At 51.3% G+C, this 17,477-nt stretch carries 19 protein-coding genes; 4 read left to right on the top strand and 15 right to left on the bottom strand.

Features of this window, described 5'->3' with window-relative positions; genetic code table 11:
- Positions 1–30 precede the first annotated feature (30 nt).
- The 7 genes from ACR9EC_RS00520 to sigE all read right to left on the bottom strand — a co-directional run bounded on the left by ACR9EC_RS00520 (position 31) and on the right by sigE (position 6,145).
- A complete protein-coding gene (locus ACR9EC_RS00520; protein ID WP_435299575.1) occupies positions 31–1,125 on the bottom strand; it encodes a YihY/virulence factor BrkB family protein in 1,095 nt (364 codons plus the stop codon).
- A 72-nt stretch (positions 1,126–1,197) separates the two neighbouring features.
- Positions 1,198–1,737, bottom strand: a complete 540-nt coding sequence (locus ACR9EC_RS00515) for a 2'-5' RNA ligase family protein (protein ID WP_435299574.1) — start codon at positions 1,735–1,737, stop codon at positions 1,198–1,200.
- A gap of 3 nt (positions 1,738–1,740) precedes the next feature.
- Positions 1,741–2,766 (bottom strand): tryptophan--tRNA ligase, encoded by a 1,026-nt coding sequence (gene trpS, locus ACR9EC_RS00510; RefSeq protein ID WP_435299573.1) that lies wholly within the window; start codon positions 2,764–2,766, stop codon positions 1,741–1,743.
- 50 nt (positions 2,767–2,816) lie between these two features.
- The gene (locus tag ACR9EC_RS00505) at positions 2,817–3,224 is read right to left on the bottom strand and encodes a Sec-independent protein translocase TatB (RefSeq protein ID WP_435299572.1); all 408 of its coding nucleotides are present in this window, start codon (positions 3,222–3,224) and stop codon (positions 2,817–2,819) included.
- A gap of 41 nt (positions 3,225–3,265) precedes the next feature.
- Positions 3,266–4,576 (bottom strand): S1C family serine protease, encoded by a 1,311-nt coding sequence (locus ACR9EC_RS00500; protein WP_435299571.1) that lies wholly within the window; start codon positions 4,574–4,576, stop codon positions 3,266–3,268.
- Complete coding sequence (locus ACR9EC_RS00495; protein WP_435299570.1) at positions 4,569–5,531, bottom strand: hypothetical protein; 963 nt, start codon at positions 5,529–5,531, stop codon at positions 4,569–4,571. Before ACR9EC_RS00495 ends, ACR9EC_RS00500 begins: the two co-directional genes overlap by 8 nt.
- Positions 5,528–6,145: an RNA polymerase sigma factor SigE gene (sigE, locus tag ACR9EC_RS00490; RefSeq protein WP_435299569.1), complete on the bottom strand. Its 618-nt coding sequence runs from the start codon at positions 6,143–6,145 to the stop codon at positions 5,528–5,530. Before sigE ends, ACR9EC_RS00495 begins: the two co-directional genes overlap by 4 nt.
- A gap of 268 nt (positions 6,146–6,413) precedes the next feature.
- On the opposite strand from sigE, the gene ACR9EC_RS00485 reads away from it, so the two are divergent.
- Positions 6,414–7,061 carry an O-methyltransferase gene (locus ACR9EC_RS00485; protein ID WP_435299568.1) on the top strand — a complete coding sequence of 216 codons (648 nt, stop codon included), beginning with the start codon at positions 6,414–6,416 and terminating at the stop codon, positions 7,059–7,061.
- An 11-nt stretch (positions 7,062–7,072) separates the two neighbouring features.
- Here ACR9EC_RS00485 and ACR9EC_RS00480 read toward each other — a convergent pair whose 3' ends face one another.
- From ACR9EC_RS00480 to dapE, 5 genes are all read right to left on the bottom strand, one after another.
- A complete protein-coding gene (locus tag ACR9EC_RS00480; protein ID WP_435299567.1) occupies positions 7,073–8,653 on the bottom strand; it encodes a leucyl aminopeptidase family protein in 1,581 nt (526 codons plus the stop codon).
- 13 nt (positions 8,654–8,666) lie between these two features.
- Complete coding sequence (locus ACR9EC_RS00475; RefSeq protein ID WP_435299566.1) at positions 8,667–8,822, bottom strand: DUF3117 domain-containing protein; 156 nt, start codon at positions 8,820–8,822, stop codon at positions 8,667–8,669.
- A gap of 118 nt (positions 8,823–8,940) precedes the next feature.
- Positions 8,941–9,852, bottom strand: a complete 912-nt coding sequence (gene folP / locus ACR9EC_RS00470; protein WP_435299565.1) for a dihydropteroate synthase — start codon at positions 9,850–9,852, stop codon at positions 8,941–8,943.
- Positions 9,849–10,652 carry a TIGR00730 family Rossman fold protein gene (locus ACR9EC_RS00465; protein ID WP_435299564.1) on the bottom strand — a complete coding sequence of 268 codons (804 nt, stop codon included), beginning with the start codon at positions 10,650–10,652 and terminating at the stop codon, positions 9,849–9,851. Before ACR9EC_RS00465 ends, folP begins: the two co-directional genes overlap by 4 nt.
- 56 nt (positions 10,653–10,708) lie before the next feature.
- On the bottom strand, positions 10,709–11,830 hold the full coding sequence (dapE, locus tag ACR9EC_RS00460) for a succinyl-diaminopimelate desuccinylase (protein WP_435299563.1): 1,122 nt from the start codon (positions 11,828–11,830) through the stop codon (positions 10,709–10,711).
- A gap of 147 nt (positions 11,831–11,977) precedes the next feature.
- Here dapE and dapD point away from each other — a divergent pair, with 147 nt between their 5' ends.
- Together dapD and ACR9EC_RS00450 are read left to right on the top strand one after the other, a co-directional pair.
- Positions 11,978–12,928, top strand: a complete 951-nt coding sequence (dapD, locus tag ACR9EC_RS00455) for a 2,3,4,5-tetrahydropyridine-2,6-dicarboxylate N-succinyltransferase (RefSeq protein WP_435299562.1) — start codon at positions 11,978–11,980, stop codon at positions 12,926–12,928.
- An 81-nt stretch (positions 12,929–13,009) separates the two neighbouring features.
- A complete protein-coding gene (locus ACR9EC_RS00450) occupies positions 13,010–13,966 on the top strand; it encodes a hypothetical protein (RefSeq protein ID WP_435299561.1) in 957 nt (318 codons plus the stop codon).
- 52 nt (positions 13,967–14,018) lie between these two features.
- Here ACR9EC_RS00450 and ACR9EC_RS00445 read toward each other — a convergent pair whose 3' ends face one another.
- The 3 genes from ACR9EC_RS00445 to fdxA form a co-directional block, all read right to left on the bottom strand.
- A complete protein-coding gene (locus ACR9EC_RS00445) occupies positions 14,019–15,317 on the bottom strand; it encodes a citrate synthase (RefSeq protein ID WP_435299560.1) in 1,299 nt (432 codons plus the stop codon).
- 215 nt (positions 15,318–15,532) lie between these two features.
- Positions 15,533–16,753: a succinyldiaminopimelate transaminase gene (gene dapC, locus ACR9EC_RS00440; protein WP_435299559.1), complete on the bottom strand. Its 1,221-nt coding sequence runs from the start codon at positions 16,751–16,753 to the stop codon at positions 15,533–15,535.
- A gap of 3 nt (positions 16,754–16,756) precedes the next feature.
- The gene (gene fdxA, locus ACR9EC_RS00435; protein ID WP_435299558.1) at positions 16,757–17,074 is read right to left on the bottom strand and encodes a ferredoxin; all 318 of its coding nucleotides are present in this window, start codon (positions 17,072–17,074) and stop codon (positions 16,757–16,759) included.
- A 119-nt stretch (positions 17,075–17,193) separates the two neighbouring features.
- On the opposite strand from fdxA, the gene ACR9EC_RS00430 reads away from it, so the two are divergent.
- Positions 17,194–17,472, top strand: a complete 279-nt coding sequence (locus tag ACR9EC_RS00430; RefSeq protein WP_435299557.1) for a putative acetyltransferase — start codon at positions 17,194–17,196, stop codon at positions 17,470–17,472.
- The last annotated feature ends 5 nt before the right edge of the window (positions 17,473–17,477 follow it).

The raw sequence follows: 17,477 nt of genomic DNA, 5'->3' as shown, positions 1-17,477 counted from the left end.
TATAGTTTTCACCACCCACACGTTTTTATATCAGCGTTGCCTCGACAACAGTTTTTTCACGACTAAACCGATGAGCGCACCAACCGCCATATAGGTCATTGGACGAGCAAACCAGCTCTTCTGTGCATGCTCAGTAGCGTACGCACTCTCCACAGCATCCACACCGCCAGCCGCATCCACCATTCTCGCTGCCTGTATAGCCTCGTGAGCGGTTGTTTCATCTGCCATGGTGTCCAGTAAGTACAACGGCGGATTTGCGGTTATAGCGGCTGCTGTAAGCAAGATACGTGCACATAAATACAGCCAAATCAAAATAGTGACGATAACCGCTGCAGAGGCAAATAACGCATTATTAGACGCCGACCCAACCACAAAACTCGTACCTAAAAACCTGATGATCGCGAAGCCAACAGCGACAACACCTGCACCCCACAGAAAATCACGGAACGTAACTTTAATACTCGCTAAAACACGGATAACCAAAAAATACGCGAGCATATCTAGGCACACAGTAACCACATATGAGCCAAGGGTCACCAGCACCGTATCCAGCGAACCAACATCGATATAGCGGTCAAAAAATTGCACCGCAGAGTTTAAAACAACACCTGCAACAGACGACAACAAAACCGCTGCTGCTACAGCCACAAAACCAATAAAGCTTCTTAGCTTTGCGGTAACCGCGCCAGCCCCTTTAGGCGGCAATGAGAACATCACCCGCACGGAAGACCGCACAGAGTCCATCGCGGTCACAACCGACCACAACAAAATAAGACTCGCGGCAATCGAAGCAAATGTCATACCGCTCGACATGACAAGAGCATCCACAGGCAGCAATCCGGGTGTATCACCATCGTCGATAAGACCAGGAACAGCAGTGTTTACTGTTTCGACGACCTGCTGCCGTAAGTCTTCATCGTCTCCTACAAACCGAACAAAAACTGTAAAAGAAATCGTGAGGGCAGCAACCAGAGAAAACACTGCACGATAGGTGATCCCGCCAGCAAGAATAGTTCCATTCGCGAGCGTAAACTTACGCAATGCACGAGCAAGACGGGTACGTTGCCACCACGAAAATGAGGTCTTCGCTTGGTCAACGCTTCGAGTCACAATTTCCGCTGGCATTGCACTAGAATATGCCAAATCTTTTGACCGCACATAGAAAACTACAGTGTAGAAGTGCTGTTCACCTGTGGCTCAAACACCTAACGGAAAGCTCTTCACCGGACGCCACACGTTGTCATCACCATGCTCAAAGAGATGCAGATCTGACACCATGAACTGTGCCTCATAAAAAGCCATCGTTTGGAACGCTGTCTCCAAACTTGCTTCGTCAAGGTCGTGCGCAACAGTCACATGAGGGTGATAGTTAAATCTGGTTTCGTGATGTAGCAGACCGCTGCGTACTTCACGCTCCAAGTTTTCGCACTGCGCGATTCCTGCAACTACTTGAATAAATACGACAGGCGAAACAGGCAAAAATGTGGCGCTGCCACGCAAATGAACCTCAAAAGGTTCTACACGTGTACACGCCGAAGCGATATGCCGATGCACCTCTTCAAGTTGCGCAGGTTCGATAATAGTCGGTCCCACAATTGTGATATGCGGGGGTATAGCGTCGGCTAGTGGGTCTCCAAAACTTTTGCGCGCTCGTTGTAGTTCACCAGCGAACGGTTCAGGTATTTCAATTGAAATACCTATCCGTTTCTGGTCGCCGCTACGTTCTGGAAGACGCACTTTTTATGCACCGTGCCTTGGAGCAAGCAAGCCGACTCTGTCATACACACGCTCAACAGTTTCTTGAGCAATAACTTGGGCTTTAGCGGCACCTTCAGCAAGGATTGCATCTAGCTGCGCTGGATCGTCTAAGTAAACGTTCACTTTGCTTTGGAACTCTGTAAGAAACTCTGCCACAACCTCAGCGAGATCAACTTTCAGGTGACCATACTGTTTCCCTGCATATTCTGTTTCAAGTTCCGCAACAGATTTTCCAGAAAAGACCGAGTAAATCGTAAGCAAGTTAGAGACACCAGGTTTTTCTGCAGGGTCATACCTAATCTCGGTTCCCGCATCAGTCACAGCAGACTTAATCTTCTTTGCTGCAGCTTTTGGCTCGTCAAGAAGCCATAGCGTACCTTTACCGGTCGTTGACTTACTCATCTTTTGCGTAGGTTCTTGCAGGTCGTAAACCTTAGCAATCGATTTAACGATGTGACCTTCTGGAACCGTAAAAGTGTCTTGCCCGAACCTAGTGTTCATGCGCTCTGCAAGGTTTCGCGTCAGTTCGAGGTGTTGCCGCTGGTCCTCACCCACTGGAACCAGTGCAGCGTTGTACAACAAAATGTCAGCAGCCATCAAAACAGGGTAAGTAAATAGTCCAACTGTTGTACCTTCAGTTCCCTGCTTGGCAGATTTGTCTTTAAACTGCGTCATTCGTCCAGCCTCACCAAAACCGGTTTGGCACGAAAGGATCCAAGCGAGTTCTGCATGTTGTGGAACGTGCGACTGCACAAAAAGGGTCGACCGTTTCGGGTCAACGCCACCAGCAAGATACTGCGCAAGAGTACGACGAGTACGCGCCCGCAAGGACTCTGGTTCAGGATTAACGGTCAGAGCATGCAAGTCTGCCATCATGTACAACGTGTCATATGAGTCTTGAAGAGCAACCCACTGTGTAAGTGCGCCAATGTAATTACCCAAAGTTAACGAGTCATTAGAAGGCTGCATTCCCGAGAGGATTCTCGGACGTGGTGTCTCAATAGTCATGATGTCCATTCTTACAGTGTGCAAGGTATTTATACGAATCGAGCTCAGACTTACGTTGCTTCATTATCAAATGGTGCTGATTTCCCCTCGCCCAAGGGCGTATACGAATCGAACCCCAAAGAAGAGCCTGCCGCACCTGCAGCAAAGCCCGCCTGAGCAGCAGATTTACCATCAATCTTAGAAGCGTTGTGTGGGTCGAGAATTGTGTCTTCGAAGAGCGTTTCTTTCACGATCCGACGTGGATCGTACTGCCGTGGATCCAGCTTTTGCCAGTCAACTGAACTGATTTCATCGCCCAGCTCGGTATCAACTTTTGTTTTTGTGTCAGCAACAAACCGTTTAATACCTCGCACAAAATGCGCAAACTGTTCTGCATATCGGGGCAAACGCTCCGGCCCGATGACAATAACGGCGATCACAACAATGATCAAAAATTCACTGCCGTTGATGTCAAACATTACCGTTCACTCTTCTCTACCGTCACACAGCGTGTGCGTGACTACTTACTTTTCGCTTCGTCCAACGTCACGACAATATCGCGTTCTGAGGATCCACTGCGAACAGTTAACTTCACATCGTCGCCAGGGGCTTTAGCTCGAATGGCAACAATAAGTTCGTCTGACTGTGACACTGGACGTCCATCGATTGCCAAAATAACATCCCCGGCTTTAATACCAGCTTTGTCTGCAGGGCCATTCGCTGTTATTGGCTGTTGTCCTTGCTGTGAATCAGGAACAACTCGAACACCTTCACCCGTATAGGTGCCGTCCAGCATAACTCCAATAATGGGATATGTTGCGTACCCATTTTTAATGATCTCTTGAGCCGTACGTGTGGCCTGATTCGATGAAATCGCGAAACCAAGACCAATGTTCCCCGTTGCCGAATCAGCAATTTGGCTTGGAGTTTGCGCGATTGCAGAGTTAATACCGATGACCTCACCAGCGTTATTAATAAGTGGCCCACCACTGTTTCCAGGGTTAATTGCCGCATCAGTTTGAATCGCATTTATATATGCACTTGCGCCAGTATCTCCCGCTGTGACTGGCCTGTTTAAGGCAGAAACAATACCTGTCGTCACGGTTCCTTCAAGCCCCAAAGGAGCGCCGACCGCAATAACAGAATCACCAACAACAACGGAATCTGAATCACCCAGAGTTAATGTTTTTAACCCCGTACGATCAACTTTTATTACAGCAATGTCATATTCGACGGTGCGCCCAACTAGAGTCGCCTTTTCTTCTTGCCCATCAGAAAAGGTCACAACAACCTCAGCGCCCTGAGCAGCTTCTTCAACCACATGGTTATTAGTCAAAATGTGCCCGTCTTCTGAAATGACGAAACCTGAACCTGTTGCGTATCCGTCCTCTGCTTCGACTTCGATATACACAACTGATGGCAAAACCTGCGCTGCTGTAGCGGCAATGCTTCCATCGCTACGTTCTGTACTACTCACGCCTGGGGTAACTTGGTTGATCACTGCAGTCGTGCTGCCAGCGTTATCTTGCCGAGCCACAACGCTTCCAGCGACACCCCCAGCTAACAGAGACACCACTATAAGAGCCACAACAGTCCCCGCCCCAACGCGCCCTTTCGGAGGCACACCTGAAGCAGCAAAGGGAGGCGGACCAGCAACACTCATCGGATACGACAAAGGCTGCTGATACGGCCCCTGACGGACATATGACGAATCGCCTACAGGAGGAGGCCCCCACGGTGCTGGCCCATGCTGTGCAGGCTGCGGTACCGGCGGAAGTTGCCCTGAAGGCGGGCGCGACTCATCGTGTGGCATGTTATACGGATTATTCACTGACGACCCCTGCTAGATCTGAAAAGCCTCGTACAAACCGTGCGCTCAATCCCTCATCGTACCGGTCAACAGAGAAGCTACGCGCAACTTCTAAAGTCTCAGTTATTGAGGCATGAGAGGTTAATTCAATCACGGTGTCTTTGCTTTGCCATATAAGGTGGGTGGGATTTTCGCTCACAACATACATAGGATCCCCAGAAATAGTAAGGGTATGAGCTTCCGATAAGACACCTTCGTCTAAAGCACCTTTTGTTTCAGTAACAAGAACCCGACCTGCTGCCGTGCTCAGCACAATATCCAATTGGCTGGGCGTAGCAGTGGAAAATCCAACCTGCTCAACCTTTACATCCTCTGGCAGATTCATTGGGGTCGTCCAGTCATGGTCTTTAAGCCACGACGTCAGTTTGGCAGAATCCACGGGGGAACTCGCGTCATGTGACGCAACCTCATAAAGCGGCAAAAATGAGGGATTAGCGTCAAGCCCTTCAAGTTTCGCTTGCACAAAGTCGTCGTCCAACGACGGGGTAATTTGTGGTCTCGCCCCCATCATAAAAGCAGCAGTACACACCCCACCAAGCGCAAACACAGCCGTATATTTTGCCCAGCGGCCCCACTGCACTCGCTGAGTTAGATGCCCAGAAAAAGCACACTTGGGCACTGATTGCCTGTCAATAAAAGCACGCTGCGCTTCAGCTGAATCAAAAGAAACAGGATTGTGCTCATTACTATTTTGCCCTTGTTCAGCTGCGATACCGACAAGATGTGACATGAAATCTGTTCGAGGTTGCGGCTCATATGCGCTCGTATTTAAAAAACCGCGAGCAGCACGAGTCGCCTGAATTTCAGCTGTGCATTGCGCGCAGCATGCAGCATGGGCAAGCGCCTTTTCGCGCTCCGCAAGCGGCAGCTGATCATCGACGAGGGCTGAAACCAATGAACCAAGATGAGCACTCATGCGGGAAGCCCATCAAGCGCTGTGGCCGGTGCGTTCACACCAGCAGATTTGGCAGGAGCTCTGTGAGCTAAATGTTTACGCAGTTGAGCGCGTGCACGGTGAATACGTGATCGCACAGTACCAAGTTTGATGCCTAGAGTAGCCGAAATTTCTTCATACGATAGCCCCTCAATATCGCATAGCACCACAGCTACTCGATATTCAGGCGCCAACTTATCAAGTGCTTCTTGCACGTCGTAATCAAGGTTGTGGTGATCGAATCCTCGGACCGGATCTGCTAAATCGTTTTTATCAGCGTACGTGACTGCGTCATCTCCCATGTGATCCATACGAATCCGTTTTTTCCTACGGACTTGATCAAGGAACACATTGGTAGTTATGCGGTGCAACCAGCCTTCAAAGGAGCCGGGCTGAAAGTTATGCAACGACTTAAATACGCGAATAAACACCTCTTGCGTGAGGTCTTCCGCGTCTTGTTGGTTACCGGTAAGACGATAGGCAAGGCGATACACCCTCTGTGAGTGTTCAAGCACAACGCGTTCCCACGTGTGCGTGGTCGAACCAGACTCGGCACGTGCATCAACAAGTTGAACGGGGGTGGGGCCTTCGCTCATAGGCGTATTCCTCAATGACGGTGGCACGTTTACTCATGTATCAAACGTATGCAGCGCATCATTTGTGCGCATGCGCCAATTATTTCAGGTAGACCTTACAAAAACCTGTGAAATATGGTGTGCCAGCGATTGGTGCGATCGTCCAACAAACACGCAGTTTAAACAAAGTTAAACATCACACCGGAGTATGCGAATCTCACCTTTTGCGGCGGCCTGAATCCCACTGTTTTGCCTATTTGACTGAGTACACTGAGAACACACTTTGGATTTGGAGGACGCGTGGCTGAGAAAAGCTCAAAACTGGACGTACAGCGAGCAGTTCGTTTCGGAAAACGACAACATTCTCTCAGCCCGCGAGCATGCCGCCCATTTAGGTTGCCCAAGCATTTCACCGGGAACAGGCGCTGCCCTACGGCTGCTTGCCGCAATGAGCAGTCCTCGCGCCGTGGTTGAAATCGGTACGGGAACAGGTGTTGCCTCCTTATGGCTTTTAGAAGGCATGGCTCCTGACGGAGTCTTAACCACGATCGACACCGAGTTAGAACACCACCGTGCGGCTAAGCGAGTCTTTTTAGAAGCCGGTATCAAGCCGGCACGAACTCGAACGATTTCAGGCCGTGCACTAGACGTGCTACCTCGTCTCGCTGATGCCAGTTATGACATGATTTTCGTCGGGACAGATGCCCTTGATTATCATCATTACATAACTCAGGCTGCCCGGCTATTGCGCAGCGGCGGACTGCTGGTCCTCGACAATGCGCTGTGGTTCGGTAAAGTAGCCGATCCTGTGAATCGTGAAGAAGTACCGAGCGCCTTACGCACCATTTACCGTGAGTTACTCGACGATTCGGCATGGCAGGTCGCGCTGCTACCTACAGGAAATGGCTTGCTCTGCGCAACAAAAACCGCACATTAACCCCATACCTGTTATAAGTTTTCGAGCACGTGGGTGATAATCCTGGCACCAAACCCTGTTGGGCCTTTATTTACTTCATGATGTGCTTTATCGCGATGCGCTGGCCCCGCAATATCAAGGTGTACCCATGGCACGCCATGAGTGAACCGTTCTAAGAACAGCGCAGCGACGATAGGGCCTGCCCCTGCTGACTCTTGCGGAATATTTCGAATATCTGCGACATCAGATTTCAACGCGTTATCGTATTCACGCACTAACGGCATCTTCCACACGTATTCGCCTGTTTCCAAAGCAGCACTTTCAAATGCCTGAGCCCACTGCTCATCATTGGATATCAAAGCAGCATGGCTGTGGCCCAATGTCATAGCTGCAGCACCAGTCAATGTCGCTACGTCTACAAGAAGATCGGCCTTAAGTTCAAGAGCACCATAGGCCAACGCATCGGCCATAACGACACGGCCTTCTGCATCCGTATTGGCGATTTCAACGGTTGTTCCACCAAACACAGAAATAACGTCTGCTGGTCTCGTTGATTCAGCCCCAAAATGATTTTCTGCCAGTGGGATAAGCGCTGAAACCCTATGTTTGACTTTGCTTTGCGCAGCACCAACAACCGCAGCGAAGGCAGAAGCAGCACCAGTCATATCAATTTTCATCGTGATCATTGATTCACGAGGGCGCTTTATTGAAATGCCACCAGTATCAAAAGTGATGCCTTTACCTACAACAACAACATGCTTGCTGTCCTTACTCGGCTGTGCAGGTGTGTAACTCACCTGCACAAACACAGGCTTTTGGCTTGAACCCTTACCTACGGCGTAAGTGCCCCCAAAACCTTGAGCAACAAGTTCTTTTTCGGTCCACGTGCGAACCAGTAAACCGTGCTGTTCTGCGACCTTTGTGAACTGCGTGGCCACCCAGCGTGGAGTTTTAATATTTGCCGGAATAATCGCAAGATCACGAGTAAACCACGTTAACCGGGCGTGCCGTTGCGCATCATCAACAGCCGCTTGGGAGTTTGGCCCCAGCAATACAAGCTCTTGCGCTGGAGGCCTTTCCTCTTTATTTTTCATGTTCCACGGCTGATAGGCGCCTAACAGGTAGCCTTCAACAAAGTGGCGTGTTCCTCGATCATCCGAACGCGCCGCAACAGTCGTGACAACACGTTTAAGGCCACGTGTTGCTGTTGCCAGCGCGGCCCCCGCAGTGCGAAGCTCTTCGTCGGTGCCTCGCCCCACACCCATCAAAATGATTCGCAGTGGCAAACCTTGCCACGGTAACACTGCACCAGAACCTGGGTGTGTCACAGGCAAATCAATAACGTGAACGGTGCCCGGAGCAGCAGTGAAATGGTTACGTTCAGCCAGTTCAGCCAGATTGATGCGATAACGCGCAGAAGCATGAACGGTTCCTGCACGTGGCTGTAGTTCGTCGTCGCCCAAAACCGGTGCGCCAACGCCAACCGCTATTGCATCGACTTCGTCTGCGGTAAGAAAATCACATGTTTTGATAGTGCCTTCAGAGACAACTACACGTGGGGTTTCTCGCCAGAGCGAGTTGCGTGAACGTTCATGCTCATTGCGTGGTGTCAAAACTATTCCATAACTACTTCGAGAGCTTTCCAAGCTCGTTGGCCTCATTTTGATTGAGTTCGACCACAAGGCGTCCGCCGCCTTCAAGAGGGACTCGCATAATGATGCTACGCCCTTCTTTGACGACTTCCATGGGGCCATCACCTGTACGGGGCTTCATTGCAGCCATCTGGACACTCCAATCGTGAGGTGAGAGGTTCTGCACACTTGTTAAAAAGGCGGTAAACTTCTGACCCATTTTACCTAATAGCGCGCTGGTTACCAGTGATTACTAACGTCAAATATGTTTACCTAACGGCCCGAGTAACGCGTTGAGGTGGGATGTCTCCTCGCATTGCAGCAACCATGTCGAGCACTCTGCGTGTCGCTTGTACGTCATGTGCACGAAAAACTCTGCCTCCCTGCCATGCTGCTATGGCAGTTGCTGCGAGGGTTCCTTCGAGTCGTTCGTGCGGCGGGAGGTCTAGGGTTTCACCCACAAAATCTTTACGTGACAAGGCCATGAGCACTGGAAAGCCCACGCTAGCTAATTCGTGCGTGTGCCGCACAAGTTGCAGCGAATGCCACGTGTTTTTTCCAAAATCGTGTGTTGGGTCAATAATGACGCTGCGTGGGTCAACGCCAGCCTGCACTGCTCGTTCAGCTGAAGCACGCAAGGTGTCTAATACATCAACAACAACGCCTGGAAGAGAGTGTGATGTCGGCGGATATGTCACGCGAAAAGGGTCTGTCCGGGGTGTCATGTTGCCTGTATGAGAGCACACTATGCCGATACCGTTTTCCGCTGCCACCGAGACGAGGTCTGGATCATGCCCCGCCCACGTGTCATTAATAAGGTCAGCCCCAGCAGCAGCAACTTCTCGGGCAACTTCTGCGCGCCATGTATCAACACTTACGAGTAATTCTGGAAATAGTTCACGCACGCGCAACACAAAAGGAACGACCCGCCTCAGTTCTTCTTCCACCGTGATGATGGGACCGCCACCAGCGCGCACTCCCCCAATGTCGACGATCTGCGCACCCTCAGCTAAAGCAGTTTCTGCTGCTTGTAACGCAGTTACATCATCAAACTGACGTGCCCCTTCAAAGAAGGAGTCGGGGGTTCGGTTAATGATCGCCATGATTGACGGGGCCATTCCGTCGTGTGTTCCGACAGGTTGGCCCCGCAACCATAAGCGTGGTGATGGCGGGAAGGTCACCCTTCTACCGGCTCCGTTGGTTCTGCAGCCGCACGCAAAGCGTCTGCGCGCATTGCGTCAGCGCGATCAGCGACGATTTGCACTGCTTCTTCAGCGGAATCAACAACGTGGAAGAGATCGACGTCGAATTCGTTGATCATGCCGCGTCCGGCAACACTGGTGCGTAGCCAATCGATGAGGCCACCCCAGTAGTCAGTGCCGACAAGAGCAATCGGGAATTCTGTGATCTTGTGTGTTTGAACAAGTGTGAGGGCTTCGAAGAGTTCGTCAAATGTGCCGAAGCCTCCTGGCAGAACCACAAACCCAGAAGCGTACTTCACAAACATCGTTTTACGAGCAAAGAAGTAGCGGAAGTTCACGCCAAGGTTGACGTACTGGTTCATGCCCTGTTCAAAAGGAAGCTCAATCCCCAGTCCAACACTGACGCCACCAGCCTCGTGTGCTCCCTTGTTTGCTGCTTCCATCACGCCTGGGCCACCGCCAGTGATAACCGCATATCCGCGATCCACGATACGGCGTGCAGCTTCTTCAGCCAGCTGATAGTCAGGGTGATCAATTTTGGTTCGTGCCGAACCAAACACTGAAATTGCTGGGCCCAACTCTGCAAGCGCTCCAAAACCTTCGACAAATTCGCTTTGGATACGTAAGACACGCCATGGGTCGTCGTGCACCCAGTCAGAGGACTGTGATTTTCCGAGTAGTCGCTGGTCTGACGTTTGGTGTGGGATTTGTGATCCGCGGAGTAGTATTGGGCCTTTGCGGTAGGACTCGCGCCCTGACTGTTCGTTCTGTGTGTTCATAACTCCACCCTATTAGTGCTGGTCATAAGAAAAGCGCTCGACACGTTGCGTGCACACTACATCAACCAAGATTTCAACGCTTCGTAACATACGTTGATGTGTTCTATGGGGCAGTGTTCGTCGTCTTTGTGTGCGTAGATGGCATCTCCGGGGCCGAAATTTACGGCGGATATACCAAGTTGGGCAAAGCGTGCGACGTCTGTCCACCCATATTTGGGGCCCGGCTTTCCACCAGTGAGGCCAAGTACTTGTGCCGCAAATTCTTGGGCTGCAGGGTCATCGAGCCCTGGTTTTGCGCCAGGAGCGCTGTCCACGATACGCACATCAAATCCGGTGAAGAGTTCTCGTATGTGCTGCTCTGCTTCTTGTTCGTTTCTGCTTGGTGCAAACCGGAAGTTAACTGTGACTTCGCAGAGATCTGGGATGACGTTTCCGGCGATGCCTCCGCTGATTGCTACAGCGTTCATGCCCTCACGGTAGTCAAGTCCTTCGACTGTGATGGTTTCTGGAATGTAGGCGGCAAGTCTGCTGAGTATGGGGGCTGCTGCGTGGATGGCGTTGTCGCCCATCCATGCGCGGGCTGAGTGTGCGGCGGTTCCGTGCGTAGTGATGATGGCGCGCATGGTTCCGTTGCAGCCGCCTTCGATGCCCGCGCTAGATGGTTCGCCAAGTATGGCGAAGTCTGCGTGGAGGAGTTCTGGGGCGGTTCGGGCTACTACGCCTAATCCGTTGAGGTGCGCGTCGACTTCTTCGTTGTCGTAGAAGCACCACGTGATGTCTTGTTGTGGGTTGGTGAGTTCTACTGCGAGCGCGAGTTGGACTGCTACCCCTGCTTTCATGTCGACGGTTCCTCGCCCCCAGAGGACTTCTGTGCCGTCGATGGTTGTGCGTTGTACGGGGAGGTTGTCTGCTACGGGTACGGTATCGAGGTGACCGGCGATGATGACGCGTCTGGGTCGTGCTAGGTGTGTGCGGGCAATAATGTTGTTGCCGATGCGGGTGACGTCAAGGTGGGCTGTAGTGCGTAAGACGTGTTCTACTGCGTCGGCTATTGCTTGTTCGTTGCCTGACACTGACTCGATGTTGCAGAGGGCTTCTGTGAGGGTTACTGGGCCGTCGTGCACGGGGAGCTGAATTATGTTGTTGCGGGAAGTGTGTTCGAGATCTGTGTTAGGCATAATGCCCAATATACTCCCCTGTCATGCGTGTTTTGGGGTTGGGTGTGCCTCCTCAAATTGGTTACTACCTAGTAATCACGTGTACATCACACGACGATATTGTGTGATTCCTTTCGTTACAAAACTGATCGCGCATACTGTAGTTTCATGACTTCTTCGAATCCACGTTTGGCTTGGGGCGTTGGTTTAGCCTCCACGTTCTCTGATGGCACTGTTCTTGATGTGTGGTACCCCTCTCCTGCCCTTGGGGAGGCTCCACGCGATGTTGTAGTTCCTGAGGCTTTGGTTGCTTTGGAAGGCTTTGATGCAGCCCGTCAAGTGACGACGAGTGTCGTCGTCACGCGTATTGACCTTGATGCTGCACCTGCCGATACTGCCGATGTTTATCTTCGACTTCACCTACTTTCGCATTGTCTAGTACGCCCTCACGGGTTGAACTTAGATGGCGTGTTCGGTTTGCTTGCGAACGTTGTGTGGACGAACTTTGGTCCGTGTGCGGTCACCGATTTTGAGTTGACTCGTGCAGCGCTCAAGCCGCGTGGTCACGTCACTGTTGTGTCTATCGATAAGTTCCCTCGTCTCGTTGACTATGTGGTACCTGCTGGTGTCCGTATTGCTGATGCGGATCGTGTACGTTTGGGCGCGCACCTTGCCCCAGGTACCACGGTCATGCATGAGGGGTTCTGCAACTTTAATGCTGGCACTTTAGGCACGTCGATGGTTGAGGGGCGCATCTCTGCTGGTGTTGTTGTTGGGGATGGCTCAGACATCGGTGGTGGCGCATCAATTATGGGAACGTTGTCTGGTGGCGGCAAGGAAACCATTTCCATTGGTGAACGCTCATTGTTGGGTGCAAACTCAGGAATCGGAATTTCGTTGGGCAACGATTGCATCGTTGAGGCTGGCTTGTATGTCACCTCTGGAACGAAAGTTTCGTTGAAGACCGCCAACGATGCGGAATCTACTGTGGTGAAGGCTCGCGATTTGTCTGGCCGCAACAATTTGTTGTTCCGTCGCAATTCGCAAACTGGCGGCGTTGAAGCTGTCGTGCGTGCGGGTACGGGCATCGAATTGAACGAGGCGTTACACGCGAACTAGCATGTGCGTTCGGTGGGTGTGTGCTTGAGTGCGCACACCCACCTGTTTTATGTGGACTTATTGGGGGTGTAAGTTTTGGCGGTGCAACGTGGACTGGGTCGAGTCCTTGTCGGGTTTATTGTTGGTGTTGGCGTCCTTGGCTTATGTGTTGTGGGCGTCGTTTATTTTTTAAATTCGTTTGATGCACCTGCGCGCGCTACTCATCGCTGCTATGTGTCTGACGACGAATCGACGTATTCGCTGCGAGCACAGCAAGCCGACAATTCGGCGTTGATCGCTGCTGTCGGTGTTGACTTGTCGATGGCTGGGGATGGCGTTGCGATTGCTCTTGCGACGGCAATGCAAGAGTCTTCGCTATACAACATTGATTATGGCGACCGTGATTCAGTTGGATTATTTCAGCAGCGTCCATCGCAAGGATGGGGGTCTGTTGAACAGATTATGGATCCGGTGTATTCCTCAACCCAGTTTTATACGCATTTAAAAGATGTCCCTGATTACGCCGGTCTTCCGTTGACGGTAGCTGCACAGACGGTGCAGCGTTCTGCTTTTCCTGACGCTTACGCTCAACATGAGGATTCTTCGCGGGCGTGGGCTGCAGCTTTGTCGGGGAACGTATCGCCTGTAGTTTCTTGTTCGTTACCTGATCAAAAATCTTTTTTTGCAGCAGACGAACAGGAAGAAGCCTTGCGCATTGTTGAAGAGCGCGTTTCTCAAGATTTCCCTGATGCGAAGATCGAGGTAGTGTCCGAGCACGGATACATTGATGTGGATCCATCACAGCTACCAGGTAAAACTGTCAAGAATGTTGCCACGGTGATGCAATGGTCGGTACTTACTGTTCATTCAACCAGCGTTGTTGCTGTGACGAGTGAGGATTGGATGTGGTCGTTGTCGCGCGGTCGTGAGGCTGGCTCTGATATTGGTTCAGCGTGGCATGACTTTGATTCGGCTGATTCCGAATCTGATCAACGATTTGAACAACCCGAGAGTCCAGAACATATACGTCTGTACGTTGCCGATTACACAAGCAAATAATCGAAATAACACACGAGGGCTACCTGCATTGTGCAGGTAGCCCTCGTTGTGTTTAGCGTTCGGTAACGGGAACGTATGGCCGTTCCGTTGCGCCTGTATAGATCTGGCGTGGACGCCCGATCTTTGTTTGTGGGTCTTTCATCATTTCACGCCACTGTGCGATCCATCCCGGCATACGCCCAAGAGCGAACAATGGTGTGAACATTTCTGGTTCAAAGCCCATCGCTTTGTAGATGAGTCCCGTGTAGAAGTCCACGTTTGGATACAACTTGCGCGAGATGAAGTACTCGTCGTTTAACGCGATGTCTTCGAGTTCGAGGGCGATGTCAAGAAGTTGGTCACGCTTACCTAGCGTGGACAATACTGCGTCTGCGCTCTTTTTTACGATTGCGGCACGAGGGTCGTAGTTTTTGTAGACACGGTGGCCAAAGCCCATCAGACGTACGCCGTCTTCTTTGTTTTTGACCTTCTCCATGAAGCTCTTTGGGTCTCCCCCAGCTTCTCGGATTTCGTGCAACATTTTTAGGACTGATTCGTTCGCTCCACCGTGCAGTGGTCCAGAAAGCGCATTGATACCTGCAGCAATTGATGCGTACAGGTTTGCGTGGCTGGAGCCTACTACTCGCACAGTTGATGCGGAGCAGTTTTGTTCGTGGTCTGCATGCAAGATAAGCAATTTATCGAGTGCATCGACAACCGCAGGGTTAGCCTCATATGAGTGATAAGGCTCAGAGAACGTCATACGTAAGAAGTCTTCAACATACCCGCGTGAATAGTCTGGGTAGAGCAGTGGTTCCCCATGACGACGACGATGCAGGTATGACGTGATCGTACGTGCTTTTGCGAGGAGTAATACCGTCGCTAATTCAACGGTGTCCTCTTCAAAGGGGTTGAGTGAGTCTGGGTAAAAAGTCGGCAAAGCGTTAATAGCTGAGGCCATTACCGCCATGGGGTGCGCGTTCACTGGGAAGGTTCCCATGAAGGTACGGAAGCCTTCTGGAACCAGTGTGTGCCGGTTTACGCGCGCTTCAAAAGCTTCGAGTTCATGAGGGCTTGGCAGTTCGCCTCGAATAAGCAGGTATGCGACTTCGAGGAAACTTGAGTGTTCGGCAAGTTGTTCGATGGGGTATCCGCGGTAGCGCAGGATCCCTGCCTCACCGTCAATGTACGTAATCTTAGATTCACATGATGCGGTGTTGGTAAAGCCAGGGTCAACTGTGACCATACCTGTTGTCTTCAAAAGTGAAGCAACACCGATACCACTATTTCCTTCGGTCGCTACAGTAACCGGAAGGTCCTGTGAATCCTCGTTAACCGTGAGAGTCACTTTTGCCTGTGGGTTTTCAGACATGTTTTCCTTCCTTGCGCTTGAACGCCGTCGTTGAGCGCCACGCTACGAGTCCACTAGTTGTGCTAGAGCGTGCAAGGGCTGTGCTCAAGCAACGTCTCTTCGACACAATGTGCTGTAAGTAACGGTATCTTTCCCATCCATAAAACGGGAAATTTTTGTGGGCCTAATTACCTATTTGGACGGTGATAACCATCACACACTAGTAAAAGAGTCGGTCAAGTTATTGTAACGAAGGGGGAAAGTTTCTGCCGGGCTTGTGATTCAAGTCGCATTGCTGCCGTTGAGATGCGCTCGTCATCAGCAGTCAAAGCTACACGTACATGCCCGCCACCAGCAGAACCATAAAAAATTCCAGGTGCAACAAGAATTCCCAGCTGCGCCAAAAATGCGACCGTACTCCAGCATTTTCCTGGAAGAACCGACCGAGCATTCTCAACCAGAACACGGGACTGCTCAGTTAAAGCAGACTCAAAAGCATCATCTGCACGCACCCACAAATACAGGCCTGCAGCAGATTCATCAACATGCAGACCCGCAGTTTCAAGACCACGCAACAGCACACCACGACGCTGCGCATAACGCGCACGCTGCTCAGAAACATGCTGATCGTCCTGCACAGCAGCAGTCATAGCCGCCTGCACAGGGAAAGGAACAATCAAACCTAAATGCTTACGTATCTCCAACAATCGAGCCACAACGCTCTGATCGCCGGCAACAAAAGCTGCCCGATATCCGGCAACATTCGACTGCTTCGACAACGAATACGTAACCAACACACCTTCATATGAATCACCGCATACCCGCGGGTCCAATACCGAAGGAACGCCTTGAGAAACATACGGTTCCTGCCACGGCAATTCTGCGTAACACTCATCTGAAACAACCAACGCACCCAAACGGCGTGCCGCAGCAACAATCTGCTGGAGTTGTTCAACAGACAGCACCCCACCATGAGGGTTTCCTGGTGAATTAATCCACACTAATTTAACGTTTGGGTTTCCCTGCCATTGCTCAACATCAGAAGCAGGGAAAGGTGTAGCACCTGCAAGTCGCGCCCCAACATCGTATGTCGGGTATGCAACGTCAGGATGCACCACGATGTCGCCCTCGCCCAAACCTAAGAGCGAGGGCAACAACCCAACAAGTTCTTTAGAACCAACGGTCGGCAGTACATCACGCGGATCAACCACACTATGACGTCGCCGAGCAAACCACGCAGAAATTGCTTCACGTACTTCACTCGTACCATAAGTAAGCGGATAACCATGAGCATCAGCAGCTCGTGTAAGAGCGCTCTGAATGACCTGTGGCGTCGGATCTATGGGTGTTCCCACCGAAAGATCCACGATGCCATCAGGGTGTTGCCGCGCTAGCTGAGCCAGCGGCGTTAAAACATCCCACGGAAAAACAAGCTGTGATGTATCTGCGAAACCCATACGTTACGCCTGCGGTGGCAGAACTTCGATGATTTCGTGGTCCTTATCAATCTGGCCCATCTTTGCTGCACCACCTGGCGAACCTAAGTCGTCAAAGAACTCAACGTTCGCCTTGTAGTATTCAGACCATTCGTCTGGAACATCGTCTTCATAGTAGATAGCTTCTACTGGACACACGGGTTCACAAGCACCGCAGTCTACGCACTCATCTGGGTGGATATAGAGCGAACGTTTACCTTCGTAAATGCAGTCAACGGGACACTCCTCGATGCACGCCTTATCCTTGACGTCGACACAAGGCTTGGCGATCACGTAGGTCACTTGTGGTTCCTTTCGCATGAGCAAACGTGCACGTGGCACAGATTGCTTCTATTATCCCTCACCTAGGCCTCAGCACGAAAACTCAAGTCCACGTGGTGGTTCAGTGTTAAATGGTCTGTATGAATAACCCTAACGCGGCAACCCCCCAAAACGATCCCGACGACTTATGGCAAGCATGGGAAGTGGGACAACGCGTCATGGTGCGAGTTAACCTACCTTCTGGGTCAACCCACAAATACACTGACATCCTCGGCACAATCATCGCCAAAGACTCACACACGTTAACGTTAGAAACTCGCGCTGGCATCACTCAGGTACAGGGTGACGACATTGCTATTGGGAAACTTATTCCGCCACCACCGCAGCGCAGAGCACGCCGCACACCACAAACGCCGTGACCGCT

Source organism: Timonella sp. A28 (genome assembly GCF_051200815.1).
Lineage (GTDB): Bacteria > Actinomycetota > Actinomycetes > Actinomycetales > Cellulomonadaceae > Timonella.
The sequence above is the reverse complement of the archived record's forward strand: the minus strand, read 5'-3'. Positions and strand labels throughout refer to the sequence as shown.